The following is a 19,264-nucleotide window of genomic DNA, read 5'->3' as shown; positions in this document are numbered from 1 at the left end:
AAAGGAATTCCTTGTTAAAAGGGCTTAATTCAAAGATTGAACGGAGAGAGCACCACTTGCCAAACTCAGGCGCGCCGCTTTCCCATAATAATCGGCTGGTATTTGTTCACTCAGCCAGTATTCACCCGCTATTGAAACCAGCTCAGCAGCAAGATTAGTACAGAATATTTGTGCATCACGATCGCCACTGGCGCCCGCCAGCGCGCGGCCACGCATCATGCCGTAAACATGTATATTACCATCTGCTATAAGTTCTGCACCGGCACTGACGTGATTGGTGATAATCAAATCACAGTTTGGCGCATAAATGCGCTGACCGGAACGAACCGGGGCATCAATCAAACGCGTTTTTGTGATCGGGCTAACAATTGGTTCAACTGGTGCCGCAACCTCTGCGGGAGCGGCGCTGGAACGCGAACTCTTTTCTTTCCCTTCAGTCAGCAGTGGCAAGCCTGCGCGTTCAATTTCTCTCTTCAACGCTTCGTCTTTACAACCACTGATACCGACTACTCGCAAACCGGAAGAAACTACCGCTTGCTGGACCTTCTTCCAGTTAACTGAACCATCGAGGTTGGCAACATTCACCACCACTGGCGCATTTTTCAGAAAGGCCGGAGCCTGGGATACTTTGTCCTGAAGGGCCTGGAGAATGACTTCGGGTTGTGCATCATGTAAATGAAGCACTGATAAGGTAAAACTGCTGCCTTTTAACTCGATTGGCGTGTTTGACATCCTGGCCTTACTCAATTCAGTTTTATTCCCCACCTGTGTGGGACGATATTCCGAAGTACATCTGGCATGTTATAGTCACAGATATATTCAGGCAAGCCACCATCTGGCGAAAATAGAGTAAAAAAAATGTTTTGTGTGATCTACAGAAGTAGCAAACGTGACCAAACTTATCTTTATGTCGAAAAAAAAGACGATTTCTCACGCGTACCTGAAGAATTGATGAAAGGTTTTGGCACCCCACAATTGGCAATGGTATTACCACTTGATGGGAGTAAAAAACTGGCTAATGCGGATTTTGATAAAGTAAAACAGGCTCTCAAAGATGTTGGCTATTATTTACAATTGCCACCGCCGCCTGAAAGTTTGTTAAAAATGCATCTCGAAAACAGTCCAAAAAAATAAGTTTCAGACTACTGCCGAATCTTTTCTGGGCATAAAGGTAGATGATATTTAGAACAAATAACCGCGGGGAAAAAGATGAATACTCCAGCAATTTGTTTAACCGTCATCACCTTTATGTTGACCAGTTTTAGCGCTGTATCTTCTGATGTACAGACGCAATCCGTTGTTAATCCCTCAGTTGTAAAGCAGCCTGAGACTTCGCCTGCGCCAACAACGCTTGCGCAGCAAGGGCGAAACCCTGCCGAGTTTCCGGCCTTTGTTGAGACACTCAAAGAACAAGCCCGCCTGCAGGGGATTAACGCCAGCACTATCAGCAACGCATTCGCGAATATTCATTTTGTTGATCGGGTCATAAAATCCGATCAGAGCCAGCTCGAAAAAAAAATCATGCTCGATGAGTATCTCTCTCGGGTCATTACACCAGAAAAGATTGAGCAAGCGCGCAAACTGTATCAGCAGCACCGAAATGAATTAGATACTATTAGCACTCGTACTGGTGTACAAAGTCAGTACATCGTTGCTTTGTGGGCGATGGAGAGTCATTTTGGCGAAATTCAGGGTAAAGAGGATATTGTTTCTGCGCTGGCAACGCTGGCATTTGAAGGACGGCGTGAAGCGTTCTTTACCAAAGAGTTGATGGCCGCATTAAAAATACTCGATCAGGGTCATATCACCGTACAAGAGCTTACAGGTTCATGGGCCGGGGCAATGGGCCAGAGCCAGTTTATGCCAAGTTCCTATTTGCGCTATGGTGCGGATGGCGATGGTGATGGAAAAATCGATATCTGGACTAACACCAGTGATGTTTTTGCTTCAACCGCTAATTATCTGGAGACTGAAGGCTGGAAGGCGGGCGGAGAATGGGGGAGAGAAGTCATGCTTCCCGAAGGTTTCGATAGCACACTTGCCGGAACCAAAACAGATCAGGGCAAAACATTCAGCCAATGGCAAGAATTGGGGATCACGTTAAAAGATACAACCACGCCACCTCCATCTACACAAAAAGCCTGGATTATCACGCCTGATGACAACCTGGGGCGCTCGTTCCTTGTCTACAATAATTTTCGTACCATCATGCACTGGAACCGCTCTTATTACTTTGCAATAAGCATCGGCACCATGGCGGATGCGATTGCACAATAACGCTCACTCTTAGGTATTCAGTCGCGATTTTTTTCTCTAGTATCAAAGGTAATTGACACAACGAACGCAGAGGAAAGGCATGTATCAGCATCATAACTGGCAAGGTGCGCTGCTGGATTTTCCGGTCAGCAAAGTAGTGTGTGTAGGTAGTAACTACGCAAAACATATCAAAGAGATGGGTAGTGCAACGCCGGAAGAGCCGGTGTTGTTCATTAAACCCGAAAGCGCATTGTGCGATATCCGCCAGCCGCTGGTTCTGCCACAAGGTTTGGGGTCGGTACATCACGAGGTTGAGCTTGCGATTCTGATTGGTTCTACCCTAAGACAGGCTACAGAAGAGCATGTTACTAAGGCCATTGCCGGATATGGTATAGCGCTTGATCTCACGCTGCGTGACTTGCAGGGAAAATTAAAGAAAGCGGGCCAACCGTGGGAAAAAGCAAAAGGATTTGATAATTCTTGCCCGATTTCAGGGTTTATTCCTGCCAGTGAGTTTAATTGCGATGCGCAAAATACGCCTATTGCATTAAAGATCAACGGCGAAGTTCGCCAGCAGGGCAGTACATCTGACATGATCCATAAGATCGTGCCGTTGATTGCTTATATGAGCCGCTTTTTCACCTTACGAGCCGGTGATGTCATCCTGACCGGGACACCGGAAGGTGTAGGGCCGCTAGTGAGTGGCGATGAACTGGAAGTGTGCTTTGCAGACCGCAGCTTAACCACCCGGGTTCTATAATCAATTTGCCGCCTGAGGGCGGCAATACTTGCATCTGTGGCTCAGACTGTTTATAAGGTGCGCTTGTTTTTTTATTACCGGACAAACATCATGACTACAGCACCGTTCTGGCAGTGCAAAACGCTTGACGAAATGAGTGACGCAGAGTGGGAATCTCTCTGTGACGGTTGCGGCCAGTGCTGTCTGCATAAATTGATGGATGAAGACACGGATGAAATCTACTTCACCAATGTCGCCTGTAAGCAATTAAACATCAAAACTTGTCAGTGTAAAAACTACGAACGACGCTTTGAGTTTGAGCCAGACTGTATCAAGTTGACTCGTGATAACTTGCCAACTTTTGAGTGGTTACCGCATTCATGCGCGTACCGCCTCTTGGCTGAAGGCAAGGATTTACCGCAATGGCATCCCTTGTTAACGGGCTCTAAAGCAGCAATGCACGGCGAACGTATTTCTGTACGCCATATCGCGGTTAAAGAGTCTGAAGTGCAAGACTGGCAGGATCATATTTTAAACAAGCCTGAGTGGGCAGACTAAACCACCAGTCTCATGAGAGAACACAAAAATAAATCGTACAAAACGAAATCTTTATGATAGGGTGTTCTTTCAATAACAAATAAAAGTAGGTTTTTATCCAGTATTTAACATTTAAGTGTCCGTCTTGTGGCGGTTCACAGTATCGCACCTCCCCTTACGATGTTCGAGAAACAAATCCCCATGGCGCTGTTTGTATCTTCTGTAAATCAGGGATGCACCTTCTTCATCGTCCGATGAGTGCGATTCATCAATATAGTGTATCTGCTCGCTAAGAGCATATACCGCTGGTTTTGCTTTCCCCACTTCTGCACTGTTAATATTCTGCCTTCATCACGGAGGAATAATGAAAAAAATAACATTACTAATTGGGGCACTCATTCTAAGCGGCTGTTCATCGCCTGAACCTGTAGCACCCAAACCGCCGCAAGTTATCGGCATGCCGAACCCGGCGTCAGTTTACTGCAAAGACAAAGGCGGTGAATTGAGAACGGTGAAAACCGATCTGGGTGAGCGGGGCGATTGTATTTTGCCCAGTGGCGAGCGAATAGATCAGTGGACGCTTTATCGTCGCGATCACTAATAATAAAAAACCCGCCAAGGCGGGTTTTTGTGTATCTGAATTTTAAACCTTACGGCCGAATAGATCGCGACGTTTTGGTTTGAAAGGTTGAGCAACTAGTACCAACACGGCAATGATGAGGAATATGGCAAAAATTCCCACTAACCACTGCACCATATCCAGCGATAAAAACTCCCACTGACGCACAGAGCAGTCACCCGTTGCCACAAATACTGACGGTAACCACTTATCTAGTGGCAGCCAGCTTGGGAAACGTGCGGCAAAGTCACAAGTCACAAACGGAGAAGGGTGAAGCTGAAGCATGGTATGTTCCCATGCTAATTGCAGACCCTTACCCGCGCTGTAGATCCAAAGTGCAATTCCGGCATAACGCAACGGTGTCTTTGGCGCAATGGCACCGACAATGCCTGCACCCATAACGCCAAATAGTGCGCAACGCTCGTAAATACACATAACACAAGGTTTCAGCATCATGACGTGCTGAAACCACAATGCCACCATTTCCAGGGCAAAGGCTGTTAATGCCAGAAGAAGCCAGGCACCACGCCCACGGGAGCATTGGTTTAAATATCGCAACATAATCAGTATCCCTGCAACATGCGTTGAGTCGGCAGTGTAAACGAATTCGACCCCTGCACCAGTATGCACATCAAAATAACATGCTAATTGAATGTTATTCAGACAAATAAGGTAAACGGGCGTTATACCGCCCGTTAGAATAACTTAATGTGGTATGGCATTCATCAACGGTGATGAAATCCAGCCGGCATGCAGCATCCATTCGGTTGCTGGCACCAGAGTAAATTCAACACCTAACAACCCAACAATGGTCAATACCAGCGTATACGGTAGAGCCATTAGCACCATACGACCATAAGAAAGACGAATCAGTGGAGCCAGTGCAGATGTGAGCAGGAATAAGAAGGCGGCCTGGCCATTTGGTGTGGCAACCGATGGCAAATTAGTTCCGGTGTTAATTGCTACGGCCAGTAACTCAAACTGCTTAAGGTCAATAATACCGCTGGTGAGTGCCGTTTTCGCTTCGTTGATATACACGGTGCCGACAAACACGTTATCGGAAATCGATGAAAGAATACCGTTAAACAAATAAAACAGCGCCAGTTGCGAATGTGGTTCGGCCTGCAATACAAACTGAATAACAGGTGTAAACAAATGCTGGTCAATTATCACGGCGACGACCGCAAAGAATACGGTAAGCAGGGCGGTAAATGGCAGCGCTTCGGTAAAGGCTTTACCTATCTGATGTTCATCAGTCACACCACATAATGCCGTGGCGAAAATAATCACCGAGAGGCCAATTAACCCTACTTCTGCTAAATGGAGTGCCAGTGCAATCACCAGCCAGATACCGATCAATGCCTGAACGATCAGTTTTACACGATCCTGACGTGTGCGCTTTTGCGCACTTTTCGTGTCGTAGTCTTGCAAAATGCCACGCACTTTTTCTGGCAGTTTCTCACCGTAACCGAGTATTTTAGTGGATTCCAATAATACGCAGGTAAGTAAGCCGCAGATAAGAACCGGAATGGTCACCGGGGCCATGCGCAGGAAGAAATCACCAAAGTGCCAACCAGCATTTTTGGCAATAATCAGGTTTTGTGGCTCGCCGACCATCGTCATCACACCGCCCAGCGCCGTGCCTACACCGGCATGCATCATCAGGCTGCGTAGGAACGCGCGAAATTGCTCGAGCGTACTGCGATTATCGGAATCAAGATGGGTGTCATCCTGAATATCACCTTCAAGATCGCCAGTCGACGCGACGCGGTGGTAGATATCATAAAATCCAACCGCCACGCTGATGACCACCGCTACCACGGTAAGAGCATCGAGGAATGCCGATAAGAATGCGGCTGCGATACAAAAAGCGAGAGATAGTAATATCTTTGAACGAATGCCGAGCAAGAGTTTGGTAAACACCAGCAGCAGAAGCTGCTTCATGAAATAGATGCCCGCCACCATAAATATTAGTAGCAGCAGCACTTCAAGATTTGATGCAACTTCTGCACGCACATGGTCTGTTGTTGTCATTCCAATGAACACCGCTTCAATAGCCAGTAGCCCACCAGGAAGTAGCGGATAACATTTCAGAGCCATTGCCAGAGTAAATATAAACTCGGCAACCAACATCCAGCCTGCAATAAATGGACTGATGAACCAAAATATTAAAGGATTAATAACTAAAAAAGCCAGTAAAGTCAGCTTATACCAATTAGGTGACTGACCTAAAAAGTTGCGAAAAAGCGCACGCCCGGTTGACATTTCCATCGTAGAATTTTCATGCTCCAGTTATCCGTAATATGTCAAAGTGCAGGAGAGATGATACTTTCTCCCAACACTAAAACAGGAATATTGCGGATAAAGATAAAGTTGCGTCAATTGAGTTGTTTCAGGTTACTCGTGCATAAGTTATCAATCAAGGTATAGGAATATTCTTTGGTTGTGCGATACCCTGCAAAATTAAACCATGATTCCAAATTTGGCATACCTCGCTGCTACCTGCGCCGCATGGCATCTGGTATGATGAGTCTCTTTAGCAAAACCTGTGTAATGGAAAGCATACTATGGTCATTAAGGCGCAGAGCCCGGCGGGTTTCGCGGAAGAATACATCATCGAAAGTATCTGGAATAACCGCTTTGCCCCGGGAACAATTCTTCCTGCTGAGCGTGAGTTATCCGAACTAATCGGTGTGACCCGTACCACATTGCGCGAGGTGCTTCAGCGCCTGGCGCGTGATGGCTGGTTAACGATTCAGCATGGTAAGCCGACCAAAGTGAATAACTTCTGGGAAACCTCCGGTTTAAACATTCTGGAAACTTTGGCGCGTCTTGATCATGACAGCGTGCCGCAGTTGATCGATAACCTGCTGTCAGTGCGAACTAACATTGCGACCATCTTTATTCGTACTGCTGTTCGTCAGCATCCGGATCAAGCGCAAGAAGTGTTGGCAACCGCAAACAGCGTTGAAGATCACGCTGATGCGTTCGCTAAGCTTGATTACAACATTTTCCGTGGTCTGGCTTTTGCTTCCGGTAACCCGATTTACGGGCTAATCCTCAATGGAATGAAAGGGTTGTATACCCGCATCGGGCGTCACTATTTCTCAAGTCCGGAAGCCCGCAGTCTGGCGTTAGGTTTCTACCATCGTCTGGCAGAAATTTGCCAACAAGGGTTGCACGATCAGGTATTTGATACTGTTCGTACCTATGGGCGTGAAAGTGGTGAAATCTGGCATCGGATGCAGAAAAACCTACCGGGTGATTTGGCAATGCACAGCCGTTAATCTGGCCTTGTCATCACTATCTGTAAAATGAAAAACGCTTCCTTCGGGAAGCGTTTTTTTATGCTTACAAACTATTGAGTCGCGGTGGGCAACGTTCCAGTAACTCAACGCTGCCATCTTCGTTTTGCTGTTCAAGCGTTACATCAAAGCCCCACAAACGATGTACATGCTTGAGAACCTCGCGACGCCCTTTATCTAGCGGAGCACGGTTATGCGGGATATAACGCAACGTCAGCGAACGGTCGCCGCGTAAATCAACGTTCCAGACCTGAATATTGGGCTCAAGGTTACTCAGATTGTACTGCGCAGAAAGCTCAGCACGAATCTTGCGATAACCTTCTTCGTTGTGAATCGCCGCAATTTCCAGATAGTTATTGCGGTCGTCATCCAGCACCGTAAACAGGCGGAAATCGCGCATCAGTTTCGGGGACAGGAACTGGCTGATAAAGCTCTCATCTTTGAAATCACGCATCGCGAAATGCAACGTTTCCAGCCAATCCTTGCCGGCAATATCCGGGAACCAGTAGCGGTCCTCTTCAGTTGGCGACTGGCAAATTCGCTTGATGTCCTGGAACATGGCAAAACCGAGTGCATACGGGTTGATACCACTGTACCAAGGGCTGTTATACGGTGGCTGGAATACCACGTTAGTATGGCTATGCAGGAACTCCAGCATAAAGCGGTCAGTCACTTTTCCTTCATCATACAGATGGTTAAGGATAGTGTAGTGCCAGAATGTCGCCCAGCCTTCGTTCATGACCTGAGTCTGTTTTTGTGGATAGAAATACTGGCTGACCTTACGCACAATGCGCAAAATCTCACGCTGCCAGGATTCCAACAACGGGGCATTCTTCTCCATAAAATAGAGCAGGTTTTCTTGTGGTTCAGAAGGGTAACGACGCGCTTCGGCAATCGTTTTTTCTTCTTCTCGACGTGGAAGGGTACGCCACAACGTATTCACCTGGCTTTGCAGGTACTCCTCACGGCTTTTCTGCCGCGCAGTCTCTTCCTGCAACGAAATCTTTTGTGGTCGTTTATAACGGTCAACGCCATAGTTCATCAGTGCATGGCAGGAGTCGAGTAGGCGCTCCACTTCGTCCACACCATAACGCTCTTCGCATTCGGTAATGTATTTACGAGCAAATATCAGGTAATCGATAATCGAACTGGCATCGGTCCAACTGCGGAACAGATAGTTGTTTTTGAAGAATGAGTTATGCCCATAACAGGCATGGGCTATCACCAGAGCCTGCATCGTAATGGTGTTTTCTTCCATCAGATAGGCGATGCACGGGTTGGAGTTGATCACTATCTCGTAGGCCAGTCCCTGTTGCCCATGTTTGTACAGCCGCTCCGTTTCAATGAATTTCTTACCAAACGACCAATGTGGATAGTTAATCGGCATCCCAACGCTCGAATAGGCATCCATCATTTGTTCGGAGGTAATCACTTCAATTTGATGAGGATAGGTGTCCAGCCGATAGAGTTTAGCAACACGGTCTATCTCAGCGAGGTAGACATCAAGCAGCTCGAACGTCCAGTCAGGTCCATCACTTAGACGTTTAGAATCCTTTGTGGCGGAATCGGTAACAATAGCCATCAGCGCGCCCTCATTGTTGGCGGCTCTCTCTGGATGGAAAGCCTCACTTTCAAGAATAGACAACTCCTGAAACTTAGCTGCCGCAAGCAAAATATTTATGCTTGTCATAATTCAAGTTGCAGGGGTTGCACTCATTCACCCCCGTCACTGACTTAAGTAAGCTCCTGAGGGGCCTAGTTTGCCACCCATCTGCAACTTGAATTATTAAAGTATATTTTCATGTATATCCCGTTAAATTTATAAAAATAAGCATTTTATACTGCTGAAAATATCTTCACGGGTAGGAGATTCTAATTATCACTGTCCTGCTATAACAGGCCACGATGTGAGGAAAGTCACTATAACAAAGCCATATGTTGAATAACATTTTCATCTGAGTTATCAATTTGTAATCAGAAGATTATTCTTTTAGCTAAATGGTGGAATGAATATGCGAGTTGTGGTGCTGGGTAGTGGTGTAGTTGGTGTCAGCAGCGCCTGGTATTTACGCCAGGCAGGGCATGATGTCACTGTTATCGACAGGGAGCCGGGTCCTGCTCAGGAAACCAGCGCGGCGAATGCCGGGCAAATTTCACCGGGCTATGCTGCGCCATGGGCGGCTCCCGGTGTGCCACTTAAAGCGATTAAATGGATGTTCCAGCGTCATGCACCACTGGCGATAAGCCTTGATGGCACACAGTTTCAGCTAAAGTGGATGCTGCAAATGCTGCGCAATTGCGATATGCGCCACTATATGGAAAACAAAGGTCGCATGGTGCGCCTTGCTGAATACAGCCGTGATTGCCTGAAGGAATTGCGCCACACTACCAATATCCAGTACGAAGGTCGTCAGGGGGGCACGTTACAACTGTTTCGCACAGCCCAACAGTATGAAAATGCTGCCAAAGATATTGCAGTACTTGAAGATGCGGGGGTGCCATATCAATTGCTGGAAGCAGGCCGTTTAGCCGAAGTTGAACCCGCGCTGGCTGATGTTGCTCATAAGCTTACGGGCGGTTTGCGCTTGCCGAATGATGAAACTGGTGACTGCCAACTGTTTACGCAAAACCTGGCTCAGATGGCGGCAGAGGCGGGTGTTGAGTTCCGATTTAATACTTCGGTTGATCGTCTGTTATATGAAGGCCAAAGTATTTATGGTGTCCAGTGCGGCAAAGAAGTGGTGAAGGCCGATGCCTACGTGGTTGCTTTCGGTTCCTATTCCACCGGTCTGCTGAAAAACATCGTTGATATTCCTGTCTATCCTCTCAAAGGTTATTCGCTGACTATCCCCATTGCTGATGAGCAAGGTGCACCGGTTTCGACTATTCTCGATGAGACATACAAAATTGCTATCACGCGTTTTGATAAGCGTATTCGCGTAGGTGGTATGGCAGAAATTGTTGGTTTCAATACGGAGTTGCTGCAACCACGCCGCGAAACCCTGGAAATGGTGGTTTGTGATTTGTACCCGCGTGGAGGGCATGTTGAGCAAGCCACATTCTGGACGGGCCTGCGCCCAATGACGCCAGATGGTACGCCAATTGTTGGGCGTACGCCGTTCAAAAATCTATGGCTTAACACCGGACATGGTACGTTAGGCTGGACGATGGCCTGCGGTTCCGGCCAGATGTTAAGTGATTTGATTTCCGGAAGAACGCCTGCGATTCCATTTGACGATCTCTCGGTTGCACGCTACTCCCCTGGGTTCAGGCCAACAGGCTCACAGCGTCTGCATAACGCTCATAATTAAATTCTAACAAGGAGAGGACAATGTCCCGTCCTGTTGTTGCGACGTTGAATCTCAGCGCGCTACGTAACAATTTAAATGTTGTTCGCCAGGCCGCTCCTCATTCGCGAGTCTGGTCGGTGGTTAAAGCGAATGCTTACGGTCATGGGATTGAACGTATCTGGTCATCGTTAAGGGAAACCGATGGTTTCGCGATGCTTAATATTGAAGAAGCCATCCTGCTGCGTGAACAAGGCTGGAAAGGGCCGATTTTAATGCTGGAGGGCTTCTTCCACGCCGATGAGTTGCCGCTGTTTGACCAGTATCGTTTGACCACCAGCCTGCACAGTAACTGGCAGGTAAAAGCTTTAGCTAATGCCAAACTTAATGCGCCGCTCGATGTTTACCTGAAGATGAATAGTGGGATGAACCGTCTCGGGTTTAGCCCTGACCGGGTGCATTCTATATGGCAGCAACTACGTGTTATTCCGAATGTCGGTCAACTTACTTTGATGGCACACTTTGCCGATGCAGAACAACCTGATGGCATAGTTGAACCAATGAAGCGCATAGAGCAGGCGGCTGAAGGTTTAGAGTGCCCGCGTTCGCTCTCTAATTCGGCGGCAACACTCTGGCACCCGGAAGCGCATTTCGACTGGGTGCGGCCAGGGATTGTTCTGTATGGCGCATCTCCGAGTGGGCAATGGTGCGATGTTGCCACCAGCGGCTTGCAGCCAGTAATGAGCCTGCAAAGTGAAATTATTGGTGTACAGAGTCTTAAACCGGGCGATGCCGTGGGCTATGGCAGTCGTTACCGTACAAATACCGAGCAGCGTATTGGTATTGTTGCCTGCGGCTACGCTGATGGTTACCCGCGCCATGCGCCAGATGGTACGCCAGTGCGTGTTGATGGGGTGCTAACGCATACCGTAGGGGCTATTTCCATGGATATGTTGGCGGTGGATCTCACCCCATGTCCGCACACTGGTATTGGTAGCCCGGTCGAATTATGGGGCAATGAAGTGAAAATTGATGATGTGGCCCATGCAGCTGGTACGGTGGGGTATGAATTGATGTGTGCCCTGGCGCCACGAGTACCGGTAGTGACGCAGTTTTAATTGCTTAAATCTCATAAGGGCGGTTTCCCGCCCTTTATCCTGCTTACTCAGTTTCTTCACTCTCGACGCGCACACCAATCTTACGCACCTGGTTATCTTCTTTCTCAGCGACAGTCCAAATCATGCCAGCGAACTCCACCTGGTCACCCACTACCGGCGCGCCGCCTAACATGCTCACCACAAACTCACCCAATGTTTGTTGAGTATCGACGTTATCATCAAGTTCCAGCCCGTAAATGGTCGCGACATCACCAAACTGGGCGCTGGCTTCGAGAATAAAATCACCGAAGAAGCGTTGGTCGAGTGCGACGGGTGGCGACTGGCTAAACATCTTACCCAGAGCGGGTAGATCGCGCTCACGACCAATGACGCAGAGCACATCACCCACTTGCAAACGCGTACGGTCGCCGGGTTGCATCAGAACATTGTCACGGAATAGCGCGGCAATGCGCGTGTCTTTCGGCATTTTCAGATCCCGCAAGGAGGCACCGATGCACCATTTATCTTCGCTAAGCTGATAAACGAACTGCTCCCAAGGATTTTCCGGATGAATATCCAGGCCAACGCGGGATACAGGCCAGCCGACGGGCGGAACCACAACTTTAGCTTTTTTTGCCGCCCAACCGAGCGACGTGCCTTGTAATAACAGCGACACCAGCACCACGAAGAAGGCGACATTAAAGAACAGGCGCGCATTTTCAAGGCCCGCCATCATCGGGAATACAGCAAGGATGATTGGCACCGCGCCGCGCAGGCCGACCCAACTGATAAACACACGCTCGCGCAGGTTAAAACCACGGAACGGAAGCAGGCCGAGAAAAACAGATAACGGGCGAGCAAAGAAAATCATCCAGATAGACAGCAGCAGCGCCGGAATAGCAATCGGCAACAGGTCGGTTGGATTGACCAGCAAGCCCAGTACCAGAAACATGCCAATTTGCGCAAACCATGCCAGCCCATCAAAGTTTTGCAAGATGCCAAAGCGGCTGCGAATAGGGCGGTTGCCGAGCAGGAAACCACAGAGGTAGACCGCCAGAATACCGCTGCCGTTTAGCGCGGTAGTGATACCAAACACCATAATCCCACCGCTTAATGCCAGCAGCGGATACAACCCTTGTGGCAGCGTAATGCGGTTGATCATTTGCAGCAGCAGATAACCGCCGCCGAGGCCAAGCAAAATCCCCAGACCAAACTGCTGGATAATATCCACCAGGAATATCCAGCTTAGGCCGCTTTGCCCTTTCTGAATCATCTCAATGAGCGTGATGGTCAGAAACACAGCCATCGGGTCGTTACTGCCCGATTCAATTTCAAGCGTTGCGCCAACACGTTCGTTCAGCCCTTTGCCGCCCAGAAGGGAAAATACGGCTGCCGCATCCGTTGAACCGACTATCGCGCCAATCAGCAAACCTTCGATGAGATTGAGATTAAACAGCCAGGCTGCGGCCATGCCAGTCAAGCCTGAGGTGATAAGCACACCGACGGTCGCAAGTGATAGTGCGGGGCCCAGGGCTACGCGAAAGGAGCTTGCCTGGGTGCGCATACCGCCATCAAGCAGAATCACCGCCAGAGCCAGGTTACTGATTAAATAAGCGAAAGGATAATTATCAAACGGAATGCCACCAATGCCATCAATCCCCGCCAACATACCAATAGCGAGGAATATAACCAGGATGGGGATACCAAGACGCGAGGAAAAGGAACTCAATAAGATGCTACAAGTTACCAGTACGGAACCTAAAATAAACAGACTGACTATTGCCCCTGCGTCCAAAATTATCTTTCTCCTTTGCGCCTGTATCTATTCGTGTGGAAAATATTAACACGGAAACTATTGATTCATCGTGCTATCTGAGGGGTTGAAACGAATTTTTTTACCTGATTACCGGATGGCCACTGACGGTGAGGCTGGCGGTTTGCCCGTCATGCTGTAGTTCGCCAAAAGCGCCCAATGGCAGAGTGACGGTTTCGGGTTCATGACCAAATGGTAAACCGCGCAGCACGGGAATGGATAACCGCTGCTCTAACATGCGACACATTTCATCGAAATCATAACCGCCGTCGTAGTCACTTAACGTTGCGCCGTTGAAACTACCGAGAATCAGGGCTTTTTGACGCGCTAAAATTCCGGCGTGGTGGAGTTGCAATAACAGGCGTTCCACGCGGAAAGGGTGCTCGTTAATATCTTCGACCACTAAAATGCCACCATCAATCACGTTGAGCCACGGCGAGCCCAACATTGAAACCAGCATGGCGAGATTTCCTCCCCATAGCGTGCCACTTGCCGAACATGCAGGTGTTGGACTCTGCCAGGTTAGGGTAAATTGCGGCTCAGTAATCGCCTGCCAGAAATGCTGCCAGGTAAAGCTGTTTAACTCATCGGCACCAAAATTACCGGCAAGCATTGGTCCGCTAAAGGTAATGGCACCGGTCTGGGATAAGAGGGCTAACTGAATTGCGGTAAAATCGCTATGCCCGCAAATAATCGGTGTACGTTCGTGGAACGCGTGTCCCAGGCTCGAATATTCAATATTTTCAAGCAAACGGGATGCACCATAGCCACCGCGCACCGCCAGAACGATATCGCATTCATTCGGGAGTGCGGATAAATCCTGAATATCAGCAAGTCGTTGGTCGTCAGTTCCGGCGAAACGCTGAAAGCGTCGGGTCACAACGGATTGGTTTTCCACTCGATGGCCTGCGGCTTTCAGGCGTTCGATCCCGCGCGCAGCAGCAGCCTGATTAACACAGAAACCTGAAGGGGCAATCAAACGAATCGTGGACATGGCATTTCCTTGCTGAAAGTGAATTGGTTATCATGCCGTTATCAAAGGTGGTTGTCATCCGCCAGGCGGCGATGAATCAATGTTGTTTACCCCACAGATTTCAATATTCCGGGTAATTTTATAAGGATAGATGCGTGAATATCAGATGGCTCATTGTATTGGTTTTGTTTTTAGCAGGTTGTTCAAGTCATACCACCAAACAGCCCGAGTGGGACCCTACAAAACCGGTACAACGTGCATTAACCTGGATGCCAATAACCGATCAGGCCGCAAAAGAGTGGGGAGTAAGTCCTCGGGTGGTTACGGCGATTATTGCAGTGGAGTCAGGCGGTAATCCTACGCTTGTCAGCAAGTCCAACGCGGTTGGTTTGATGCAGATTAAAGCCTCAACCGCTGGCCGTGATGTATATCGCCATCTGGGATGGGGCGGCGAGCCGTCAACCAGCGAGCTTAAAGATCCGGCGCGAAACATTTCGATTGGCACAGCTTACTTAAGCATTCTGGAACATGGCATTCTGGCTGGTATTGAAGATCCGCAAACGATGCAATATGCGTTGCTGGCTTCTTATGCCAACGGTGCGGGCGCTTTGCTCAGAACCTTCTCATCGGATCGCAAAAAGGCCATTAACGAGATTAATGACCTGAGCCCTGACGAGTTTTACGATTACATCGCGAAGAACCATCCGGCACCTCAGGCACCACGTTATCTGTATAAGGTGTCGCGGGCTTTAAACGCCATGTAACACTTAAAGCGCAGCCGCAAATCCCTGTCACATTTTTCTATGCTTCCGGGGTTTGCGGCTTTGTGGTCTTGATGCAACTCGAATTTTTTAGTCTCAGCCTTAAACTGTCTACTTCACTCGTTCTGCTTTTTCACGCGCCGATCGTTCCAGCGAAAAGATAATGCGCTGCAGCTCGCGCTCAACGGCCGGGTTCACATTCAGGAAGCGGAAACTCAGGCGAGGAGTGCTGATGGTCTGATTTTTGTTGTCGATCACTTTTCGTTCAGAAAGCGTTATCAACTGCATATCAAAATGAAATTTACCCCACTGCACTAAATCTATTTCCACTTGTGAAAAACGCATTCCGGCGCTCAACCCTTCAGGCAGAGGCCCGTCAACTAATGCGCCCATTCCCCCTAATGACAAATCACATAGCCTGAACTGGAATGGAGAACCATTAGAGAGCGTGGTATTGCAAAGGTAATAGGGCTGAAGCGGGGCACTGATGCGAAAATATTCCCGGCGTTGCACAAACCACAAAGCGGGAGGTAGCGGGGCGTGGAATGCGGGTAAGTTCAGGTAATCTATAACTTGCATTTTAGGCATTATAAACTCTACCTTCGCCCCTTCCGTCTCAGCGATGAACTGTATGTTGGTCGCTTTTTGCGCCGACTGATTTTCATGCCCCTGGCTTCCAAAATCCACGATCAAACCATTTGCCGTGACCTCAAGGATCTTGCTGATAAATTGCCCCGATGGCCAGCTCAGACGAACCGGCACTTGGTTTTTATGGAGATCACGTAACACGCCTAATACTGCCAGAGGACTTTGTTTCAGAAACTGCTCGTTATAGTTACTCAAGGCCAGGTCCATGTTGTGGTGTTTTGAAAGCGGTAAGCAAACTTATCGGCAATAATGTAAAAAACTTAAGATAAATCTCAAGGCGTGAAGCGGATAAATTCAATAGCTTAGTGATGCTAGTCACATTTTCCTAACATTTGATTATACTTAGCGTACCGACAGACAGAACTCGCGGCCAAACTGATGCGGATTCTGGCTTGTTACCACACACAATAATGAAGAGGATGTTCAACATGGGTATTCTGGCCTGGATTATTTTCGGTTTGATAGCTGGTGTTATCGCAAAACTAATTATGCCTGGTAAAGACGGCGGCGGTTTTATCGTGACCTGTATTTTAGGGATTATTGGTGCTGTCGTTGGTGGATGGATTGCAACATTTCTTCATATCGGCGGCAGTGTCACGGGCTTTAACTTGCCAAGTTTCCTTGTCGCAGTAGCCGGTGCGATTATTGTTCTGGTTATTTACCGCATGGTTCGACGCTAACTATTCTAGCCATGCCTGACGTTGCCTCGGCGTTTGCTGTACTCACTCCAGTCACTTACTCGAGTAAGTAACTGGAGATTCCTGAGTTTGCTGCCTTGATGCAATGCCAGGTATTCAGAGGATAGGTTTTTAGGTATTTTGTAACGGCCCCATTTCTGGGGCCGTTTTACGTTGACTACTTTTGCGTGAAGAAATCGTTGTACAGCATGTAGAGATGCGCAGCACTCCAGGAGAAATTCGGTGCCCCCTGTTGTGCGCCATTAAGCGGATTATAGTTCTCGCGAATTGGACCATCGCTCATCAGGCCATTGGCGTGGGCAAAGAAACGATTAGCCATCTCCACGGCATCGGCGCGATAGCCATAACGTTCCATTCCTTTTAGCCCAAAGTAGAATTGATCCACCCACACTCGTCCACGCCAATAAATATCAGCACCAAATGCCGGATTCGTCAGTGCGGCAGTCCCCAGTGGCACGTAGGTATTAAACTCTTTCGGATCTTTCATGACCTTCACGACGGCATCCGCATGTGATTGAGTGGCGGCGCCATTAAATAACGGTGACCATCCTTCCGGTCCCTTGCCCCGCGCAACTATTGGTTTGCCTGCACAGCCATTGGCTAAAGGTTTATCTTCAATCCGAATGTCGTAATAGAAACCAGTGGCATCGTCGAACATACAGGTGTTGATATAACTGGCCAGTTTCTTAGCATGTTGACTAAAACGTTGTTCATCTTCCGGTTTGCCGAGAATTTTTGCCATTTCAGCCAGATAGCTGCTGTCACTGTACATATAGCTGGCCTGATCAACAGACTCCTGCAAAAGTGAAAAACCGACAAGGCTCCCACTCGAATCGCGGTTTTCAGCAAACAGCACTTGCCAGTCTTCACGCTTGCCGCCTTTATCCAGATAACGTTGCAACTGGTCAGGGTCGATAAAGCCAAATACGGAAGCATCATCACGTCCGGACTCCCACGAAGCAGCAACCTGAGCCGGAATATCAATGCTGTCATATTTCCCGCTACGCAAAACCCGGTTGTAGTTATCAAGCCCTACCATTTTTTGCTCTTTGCTACCGCGCTTGACGGTAAAGATCATTTCACCTTTTGCAGTGTTATGGGCTTTGTCACGCGTGGCGCCATACTCCGGTACACCATTTCTGTTGTGGTCACGATTACGTAGCCACCAGTCGTGATAGGCCGCCAGATGCGGATACATTTCCTCAAGCCAGCTTTTATCACCCGTAGCTTTGTAGACTTCCATCACAGACCATGCAGCAAGGCTAGGCTTGGTATTGCGTTCATTCCAGTTGCTGCCATCACCGCCACGCTCCGGGCTGGTGTTATAGGCAATTAAATCTGGAACAAAGCCTGCATCCCATGGGCGTAACGGGTCGTCTGTTGGAATCTGCCAGGCGAAGACTGCGCGGATGTTATCTTTTGCTACGTCAGGATTGAAATGTGCCATAGCGTAAGCCTGCTTCCAGGTATCCCACGGCCAGGTCTGGTTGCCGGAAAACCAGCGTCCAGTTACAGATGGTGTGACGGAGTCAAACTTCATCGCACCTGCCACGCCACGCCAGTTTCCATTCAGCGTTTCGATAGCTTTTACTGCCACACGGGTTTGCGCCGCCGTCGCGGCAGGGTTTTTTAGCCCTGATTTCAAATAACCTTCCCACCGCTGTTCGGATGCCGTCAGATATGGCTGAGGATGTTTGAGAATATCGGCGATTTTACTTTGTTCTTTTTGTACTTCAGCAGCTGTCAACAAATGAGAATAAGTGGTGTAGAGGGTGGTTGAGCCTTCAATATTAGCTTTTGCAATAAAGCGGTGGCCGTCAATTTGGGTGCGCATCGGCAGCGTTTTATGGATTTGGTACTGTGATTGGCCAGATGTCATCAGGTTTGAGTCGGCACGTACTTTGCCAAAAGTGACATTCAGACCATCTGATGTGGCATGCAGCGTGCGGGTGTAGCCCGGAAACGCCTGCTCAATGGTTTCATCAGACTGAGATTTTTGCTCCTGAAGATGGTACTTCTCCAGTAACTCGCCATCCCAAACCAGCTCCAGTGGCGCGTCAGTCGTGATTTCTGTTTCCAGCAATGAAGTGCGTGATGTAACAAAGCGCAGCGTCATTTTCACTGTGACACCAGGGGAGGTGAGTGTCTGTATCAATGCCCCTGGAATGCTATATGCCTTCATAGTAAATGCGATTTTCTTGCCATTCTGATACACACTCAGACGGTCGAAATTATTCGCCATAAAGTTGATGTACTCTTCGGTCAGCAAAGCTGGGCCTGGAAAACCACCCATGCCTTCGCTACTTGCTGGCAGCAAATGCCCATGCCAGGCGCCATCATCAAAAAGCGGATTAAAGCGTTGATGTTCGTCGAAATCGTAATCAAGCATCGCGTGCGGCGCACCGGTGCGGTCTATAACGTTCTGGAAATCATAGGCCTTTAACGTGGTGGTGCCGTGTTTTGTTGAATGGCAACCCGCAAGTACAAGCAGCATCGCGAGCGGGGCAAGACGGAAAATTGTTTTCATGATG

19 protein-coding genes are annotated in these 19,264 nt (G+C 48.5%); 11 read left to right on the top strand and 8 right to left on the bottom strand.

Annotation, left to right across the window (positions count from 1 at the left end):
• Nucleotides 1–24 precede the first annotated feature (24 nt).
• On the bottom strand, nt 25–732 hold the full coding sequence (gene minC / locus M979_RS08010; protein ID WP_064554385.1) for a septum site-determining protein MinC: 708 nt from the start codon (nt 730–732) through the stop codon (nt 25–27).
• 126 nt (nt 733–858) lie between these two features.
• Here minC and M979_RS08005 point away from each other — a divergent pair, with 126 nt between their 5' ends.
• The 6 genes from M979_RS08005 to M979_RS07985 all read left to right on the top strand — a co-directional run bounded on the left by M979_RS08005 (nt 859) and on the right by M979_RS07985 (nt 4,133).
• Nucleotides 859–1,134 (top strand): YcgL domain-containing protein, encoded by a 276-nt coding sequence (locus M979_RS08005; RefSeq protein WP_034455230.1) that lies wholly within the window; start codon nt 859–861, stop codon nt 1,132–1,134.
• A 75-nt stretch (nt 1,135–1,209) separates the two neighbouring features.
• The gene (locus tag M979_RS08000) at nt 1,210–2,277 is read left to right on the top strand and encodes a lytic murein transglycosylase (protein ID WP_034455232.1); all 1,068 of its coding nucleotides are present in this window, start codon (nt 1,210–1,212) and stop codon (nt 2,275–2,277) included.
• 79 nt (nt 2,278–2,356) lie between these two features.
• The gene (locus M979_RS07995) at nt 2,357–3,016 is read left to right on the top strand and encodes a fumarylacetoacetate hydrolase family protein (RefSeq protein WP_034455233.1); all 660 of its coding nucleotides are present in this window, start codon (nt 2,357–2,359) and stop codon (nt 3,014–3,016) included.
• Between the two features lie 90 nt (nt 3,017–3,106).
• A complete protein-coding gene (locus M979_RS07990) occupies nt 3,107–3,553 on the top strand; it encodes a YcgN family cysteine cluster protein (protein ID WP_064554384.1) in 447 nt (148 codons plus the stop codon).
• A gap of 95 nt (nt 3,554–3,648) precedes the next feature.
• Entirely contained in the window at nt 3,649–3,825 is a 177-nt protein-coding gene (ymcF, locus tag M979_RS23770) for a cold shock small protein YmcF (RefSeq protein WP_122973997.1), read from the top strand.
• Between the two features lie 71 nt (nt 3,826–3,896).
• The gene (locus M979_RS07985) at nt 3,897–4,133 is read left to right on the top strand and encodes a putative hemolysin (protein ID WP_034455237.1); all 237 of its coding nucleotides are present in this window, start codon (nt 3,897–3,899) and stop codon (nt 4,131–4,133) included.
• Nucleotides 4,134–4,175: 42 nt separating this feature from the next.
• Here the strand turns inward: M979_RS07985 and dsbB are convergent, their stop codons facing one another.
• Complete coding sequence (gene dsbB, locus M979_RS07980) at nt 4,176–4,712, bottom strand: disulfide bond formation protein DsbB (RefSeq protein ID WP_034455238.1); 537 nt, start codon at nt 4,710–4,712, stop codon at nt 4,176–4,178.
• Between the two features lie 144 nt (nt 4,713–4,856).
• The gene (nhaB, locus tag M979_RS07975) at nt 4,857–6,422 is read right to left on the bottom strand and encodes a Na(+)/H(+) antiporter NhaB (RefSeq protein ID WP_064554383.1); all 1,566 of its coding nucleotides are present in this window, start codon (nt 6,420–6,422) and stop codon (nt 4,857–4,859) included.
• A 296-nt stretch (nt 6,423–6,718) separates the two neighbouring features.
• Between nhaB and fadR the strand changes: the two genes are divergently transcribed.
• Nucleotides 6,719–7,438: a fatty acid metabolism transcriptional regulator FadR gene (gene fadR, locus M979_RS07970; RefSeq protein ID WP_034455241.1), complete on the top strand. Its 720-nt coding sequence runs from the start codon at nt 6,719–6,721 to the stop codon at nt 7,436–7,438.
• A gap of 64 nt (nt 7,439–7,502) precedes the next feature.
• Here fadR and M979_RS07965 read toward each other — a convergent pair whose 3' ends face one another.
• The gene (locus M979_RS07965; protein ID WP_064554651.1) at nt 7,503–9,038 is read right to left on the bottom strand and encodes a SpoVR family protein; all 1,536 of its coding nucleotides are present in this window, start codon (nt 9,036–9,038) and stop codon (nt 7,503–7,505) included.
• A 430-nt stretch (nt 9,039–9,468) separates the two neighbouring features.
• On the opposite strand from M979_RS07965, the gene M979_RS07960 reads away from it, so the two are divergent.
• Nucleotides 9,469–10,767, top strand: coding sequence for a D-amino acid dehydrogenase (locus tag M979_RS07960; protein ID WP_064554382.1), 1,299 nt, complete (start codon nt 9,469–9,471; stop codon nt 10,765–10,767).
• A 20-nt stretch (nt 10,768–10,787) separates the two neighbouring features.
• The gene (gene dadX / locus M979_RS07955; protein WP_064554381.1) at nt 10,788–11,861 is read left to right on the top strand and encodes a catabolic alanine racemase DadX; all 1,074 of its coding nucleotides are present in this window, start codon (nt 10,788–10,790) and stop codon (nt 11,859–11,861) included.
• 43 nt (nt 11,862–11,904) lie between these two features.
• Here the strand turns inward: dadX and M979_RS07950 are convergent, their stop codons facing one another.
• Nucleotides 11,905–13,635, bottom strand: coding sequence for a potassium/proton antiporter (locus tag M979_RS07950; protein ID WP_064554380.1), 1,731 nt, complete (start codon nt 13,633–13,635; stop codon nt 11,905–11,907).
• A 100-nt stretch (nt 13,636–13,735) separates the two neighbouring features.
• Nucleotides 13,736–14,647, bottom strand: a complete 912-nt coding sequence (ldcA, locus tag M979_RS07945) for a muramoyltetrapeptide carboxypeptidase (RefSeq protein WP_064554379.1) — start codon at nt 14,645–14,647, stop codon at nt 13,736–13,738.
• 134 nt (nt 14,648–14,781) lie between these two features.
• Here ldcA and emtA point away from each other — a divergent pair, with 134 nt between their 5' ends.
• Complete coding sequence (gene emtA / locus M979_RS07940) at nt 14,782–15,390, top strand: membrane-bound lytic murein transglycosylase EmtA (RefSeq protein WP_034455250.1); 609 nt, start codon at nt 14,782–14,784, stop codon at nt 15,388–15,390.
• Between the two features lie 108 nt (nt 15,391–15,498).
• Here the strand turns inward: emtA and ycgR are convergent, their stop codons facing one another.
• Nucleotides 15,499–16,230 carry a flagellar brake protein YcgR gene (gene ycgR, locus M979_RS07935; protein WP_034457028.1) on the bottom strand — a complete coding sequence of 244 codons (732 nt, stop codon included), beginning with the start codon at nt 16,228–16,230 and terminating at the stop codon, nt 15,499–15,501.
• A 233-nt stretch (nt 16,231–16,463) separates the two neighbouring features.
• On the opposite strand from ycgR, the gene M979_RS07930 reads away from it, so the two are divergent.
• Entirely contained in the window at nt 16,464–16,715 is a 252-nt protein-coding gene (locus tag M979_RS07930) for a GlsB/YeaQ/YmgE family stress response membrane protein (protein ID WP_034455252.1), read from the top strand.
• A 175-nt stretch (nt 16,716–16,890) separates the two neighbouring features.
• Here M979_RS07930 and ygjK read toward each other — a convergent pair whose 3' ends face one another.
• The gene (gene ygjK, locus M979_RS07925) at nt 16,891–19,260 is read right to left on the bottom strand and encodes an alpha-glucosidase (protein WP_064554378.1); all 2,370 of its coding nucleotides are present in this window, start codon (nt 19,258–19,260) and stop codon (nt 16,891–16,893) included.
• Between the last annotated feature and the right edge of the window lie 4 nt (nt 19,261–19,264).

Origin of the sequence: Buttiauxella noackiae ATCC 51607, from assembly GCF_001654865.1 — a bacterium.
In the GTDB taxonomy this organism is placed as follows: Bacteria; Pseudomonadota; Gammaproteobacteria; order Enterobacterales; family Enterobacteriaceae; genus Buttiauxella; species Buttiauxella noackiae.
Note: the sequence above shows the minus strand (reverse complement) of the source record. Positions and strands in the feature narration are given on the sequence as shown.

What these genes read in the sequence shown, in the direction of transcription:
- minC (WP_064554385.1), bottom strand. Translation starts at nt 732, where the DNA reads ATGTCAAACACGCCAATCGAGTTAAAAGGCAGCAGTTTTACCTTATCA.
- M979_RS08005 (WP_034455230.1), top strand. Translation starts at nt 859, where the DNA reads ATGTTTTGTGTGATCTACAGAAGTAGCAAACGTGACCAAACTTATCTT.
- M979_RS08000 (WP_034455232.1), top strand. Translation starts at nt 1,210, where the DNA reads ATGAATACTCCAGCAATTTGTTTAACCGTCATCACCTTTATGTTGACC.
- M979_RS07995 (WP_034455233.1), top strand. Translation starts at nt 2,357, where the DNA reads ATGTATCAGCATCATAACTGGCAAGGTGCGCTGCTGGATTTTCCGGTC.
- M979_RS07990 (WP_064554384.1), top strand. Translation starts at nt 3,107, where the DNA reads ATGACTACAGCACCGTTCTGGCAGTGCAAAACGCTTGACGAAATGAGT.
- M979_RS07985 (WP_034455237.1), top strand. Translation starts at nt 3,897, where the DNA reads ATGAAAAAAATAACATTACTAATTGGGGCACTCATTCTAAGCGGCTGT.
- dsbB (WP_034455238.1), bottom strand. Translation starts at nt 4,712, where the DNA reads ATGTTGCGATATTTAAACCAATGCTCCCGTGGGCGTGGTGCCTGGCTT.
- nhaB (WP_064554383.1), bottom strand. Translation starts at nt 6,422, where the DNA reads ATGGAAATGTCAACCGGGCGTGCGCTTTTTCGCAACTTTTTAGGTCAG.
- fadR (WP_034455241.1), top strand. Translation starts at nt 6,719, where the DNA reads ATGGTCATTAAGGCGCAGAGCCCGGCGGGTTTCGCGGAAGAATACATC.
- M979_RS07965 (WP_064554651.1), bottom strand. Translation starts at nt 9,038, where the DNA reads ATGGCTATTGTTACCGATTCCGCCACAAAGGATTCTAAACGTCTAAGT.
- M979_RS07960 (WP_064554382.1), top strand. Translation starts at nt 9,469, where the DNA reads ATGCGAGTTGTGGTGCTGGGTAGTGGTGTAGTTGGTGTCAGCAGCGCC.
- dadX (WP_064554381.1), top strand. Translation starts at nt 10,788, where the DNA reads ATGTCCCGTCCTGTTGTTGCGACGTTGAATCTCAGCGCGCTACGTAAC.
- ldcA (WP_064554379.1), bottom strand. Translation starts at nt 14,647, where the DNA reads ATGTCCACGATTCGTTTGATTGCCCCTTCAGGTTTCTGTGTTAATCAG.
- M979_RS07930 (WP_034455252.1), top strand. Translation starts at nt 16,464, where the DNA reads ATGGGTATTCTGGCCTGGATTATTTTCGGTTTGATAGCTGGTGTTATC.
- ygjK (WP_064554378.1), bottom strand. Translation starts at nt 19,260, where the DNA reads ATGAAAACAATTTTCCGTCTTGCCCCGCTCGCGATGCTGCTTGTACTT.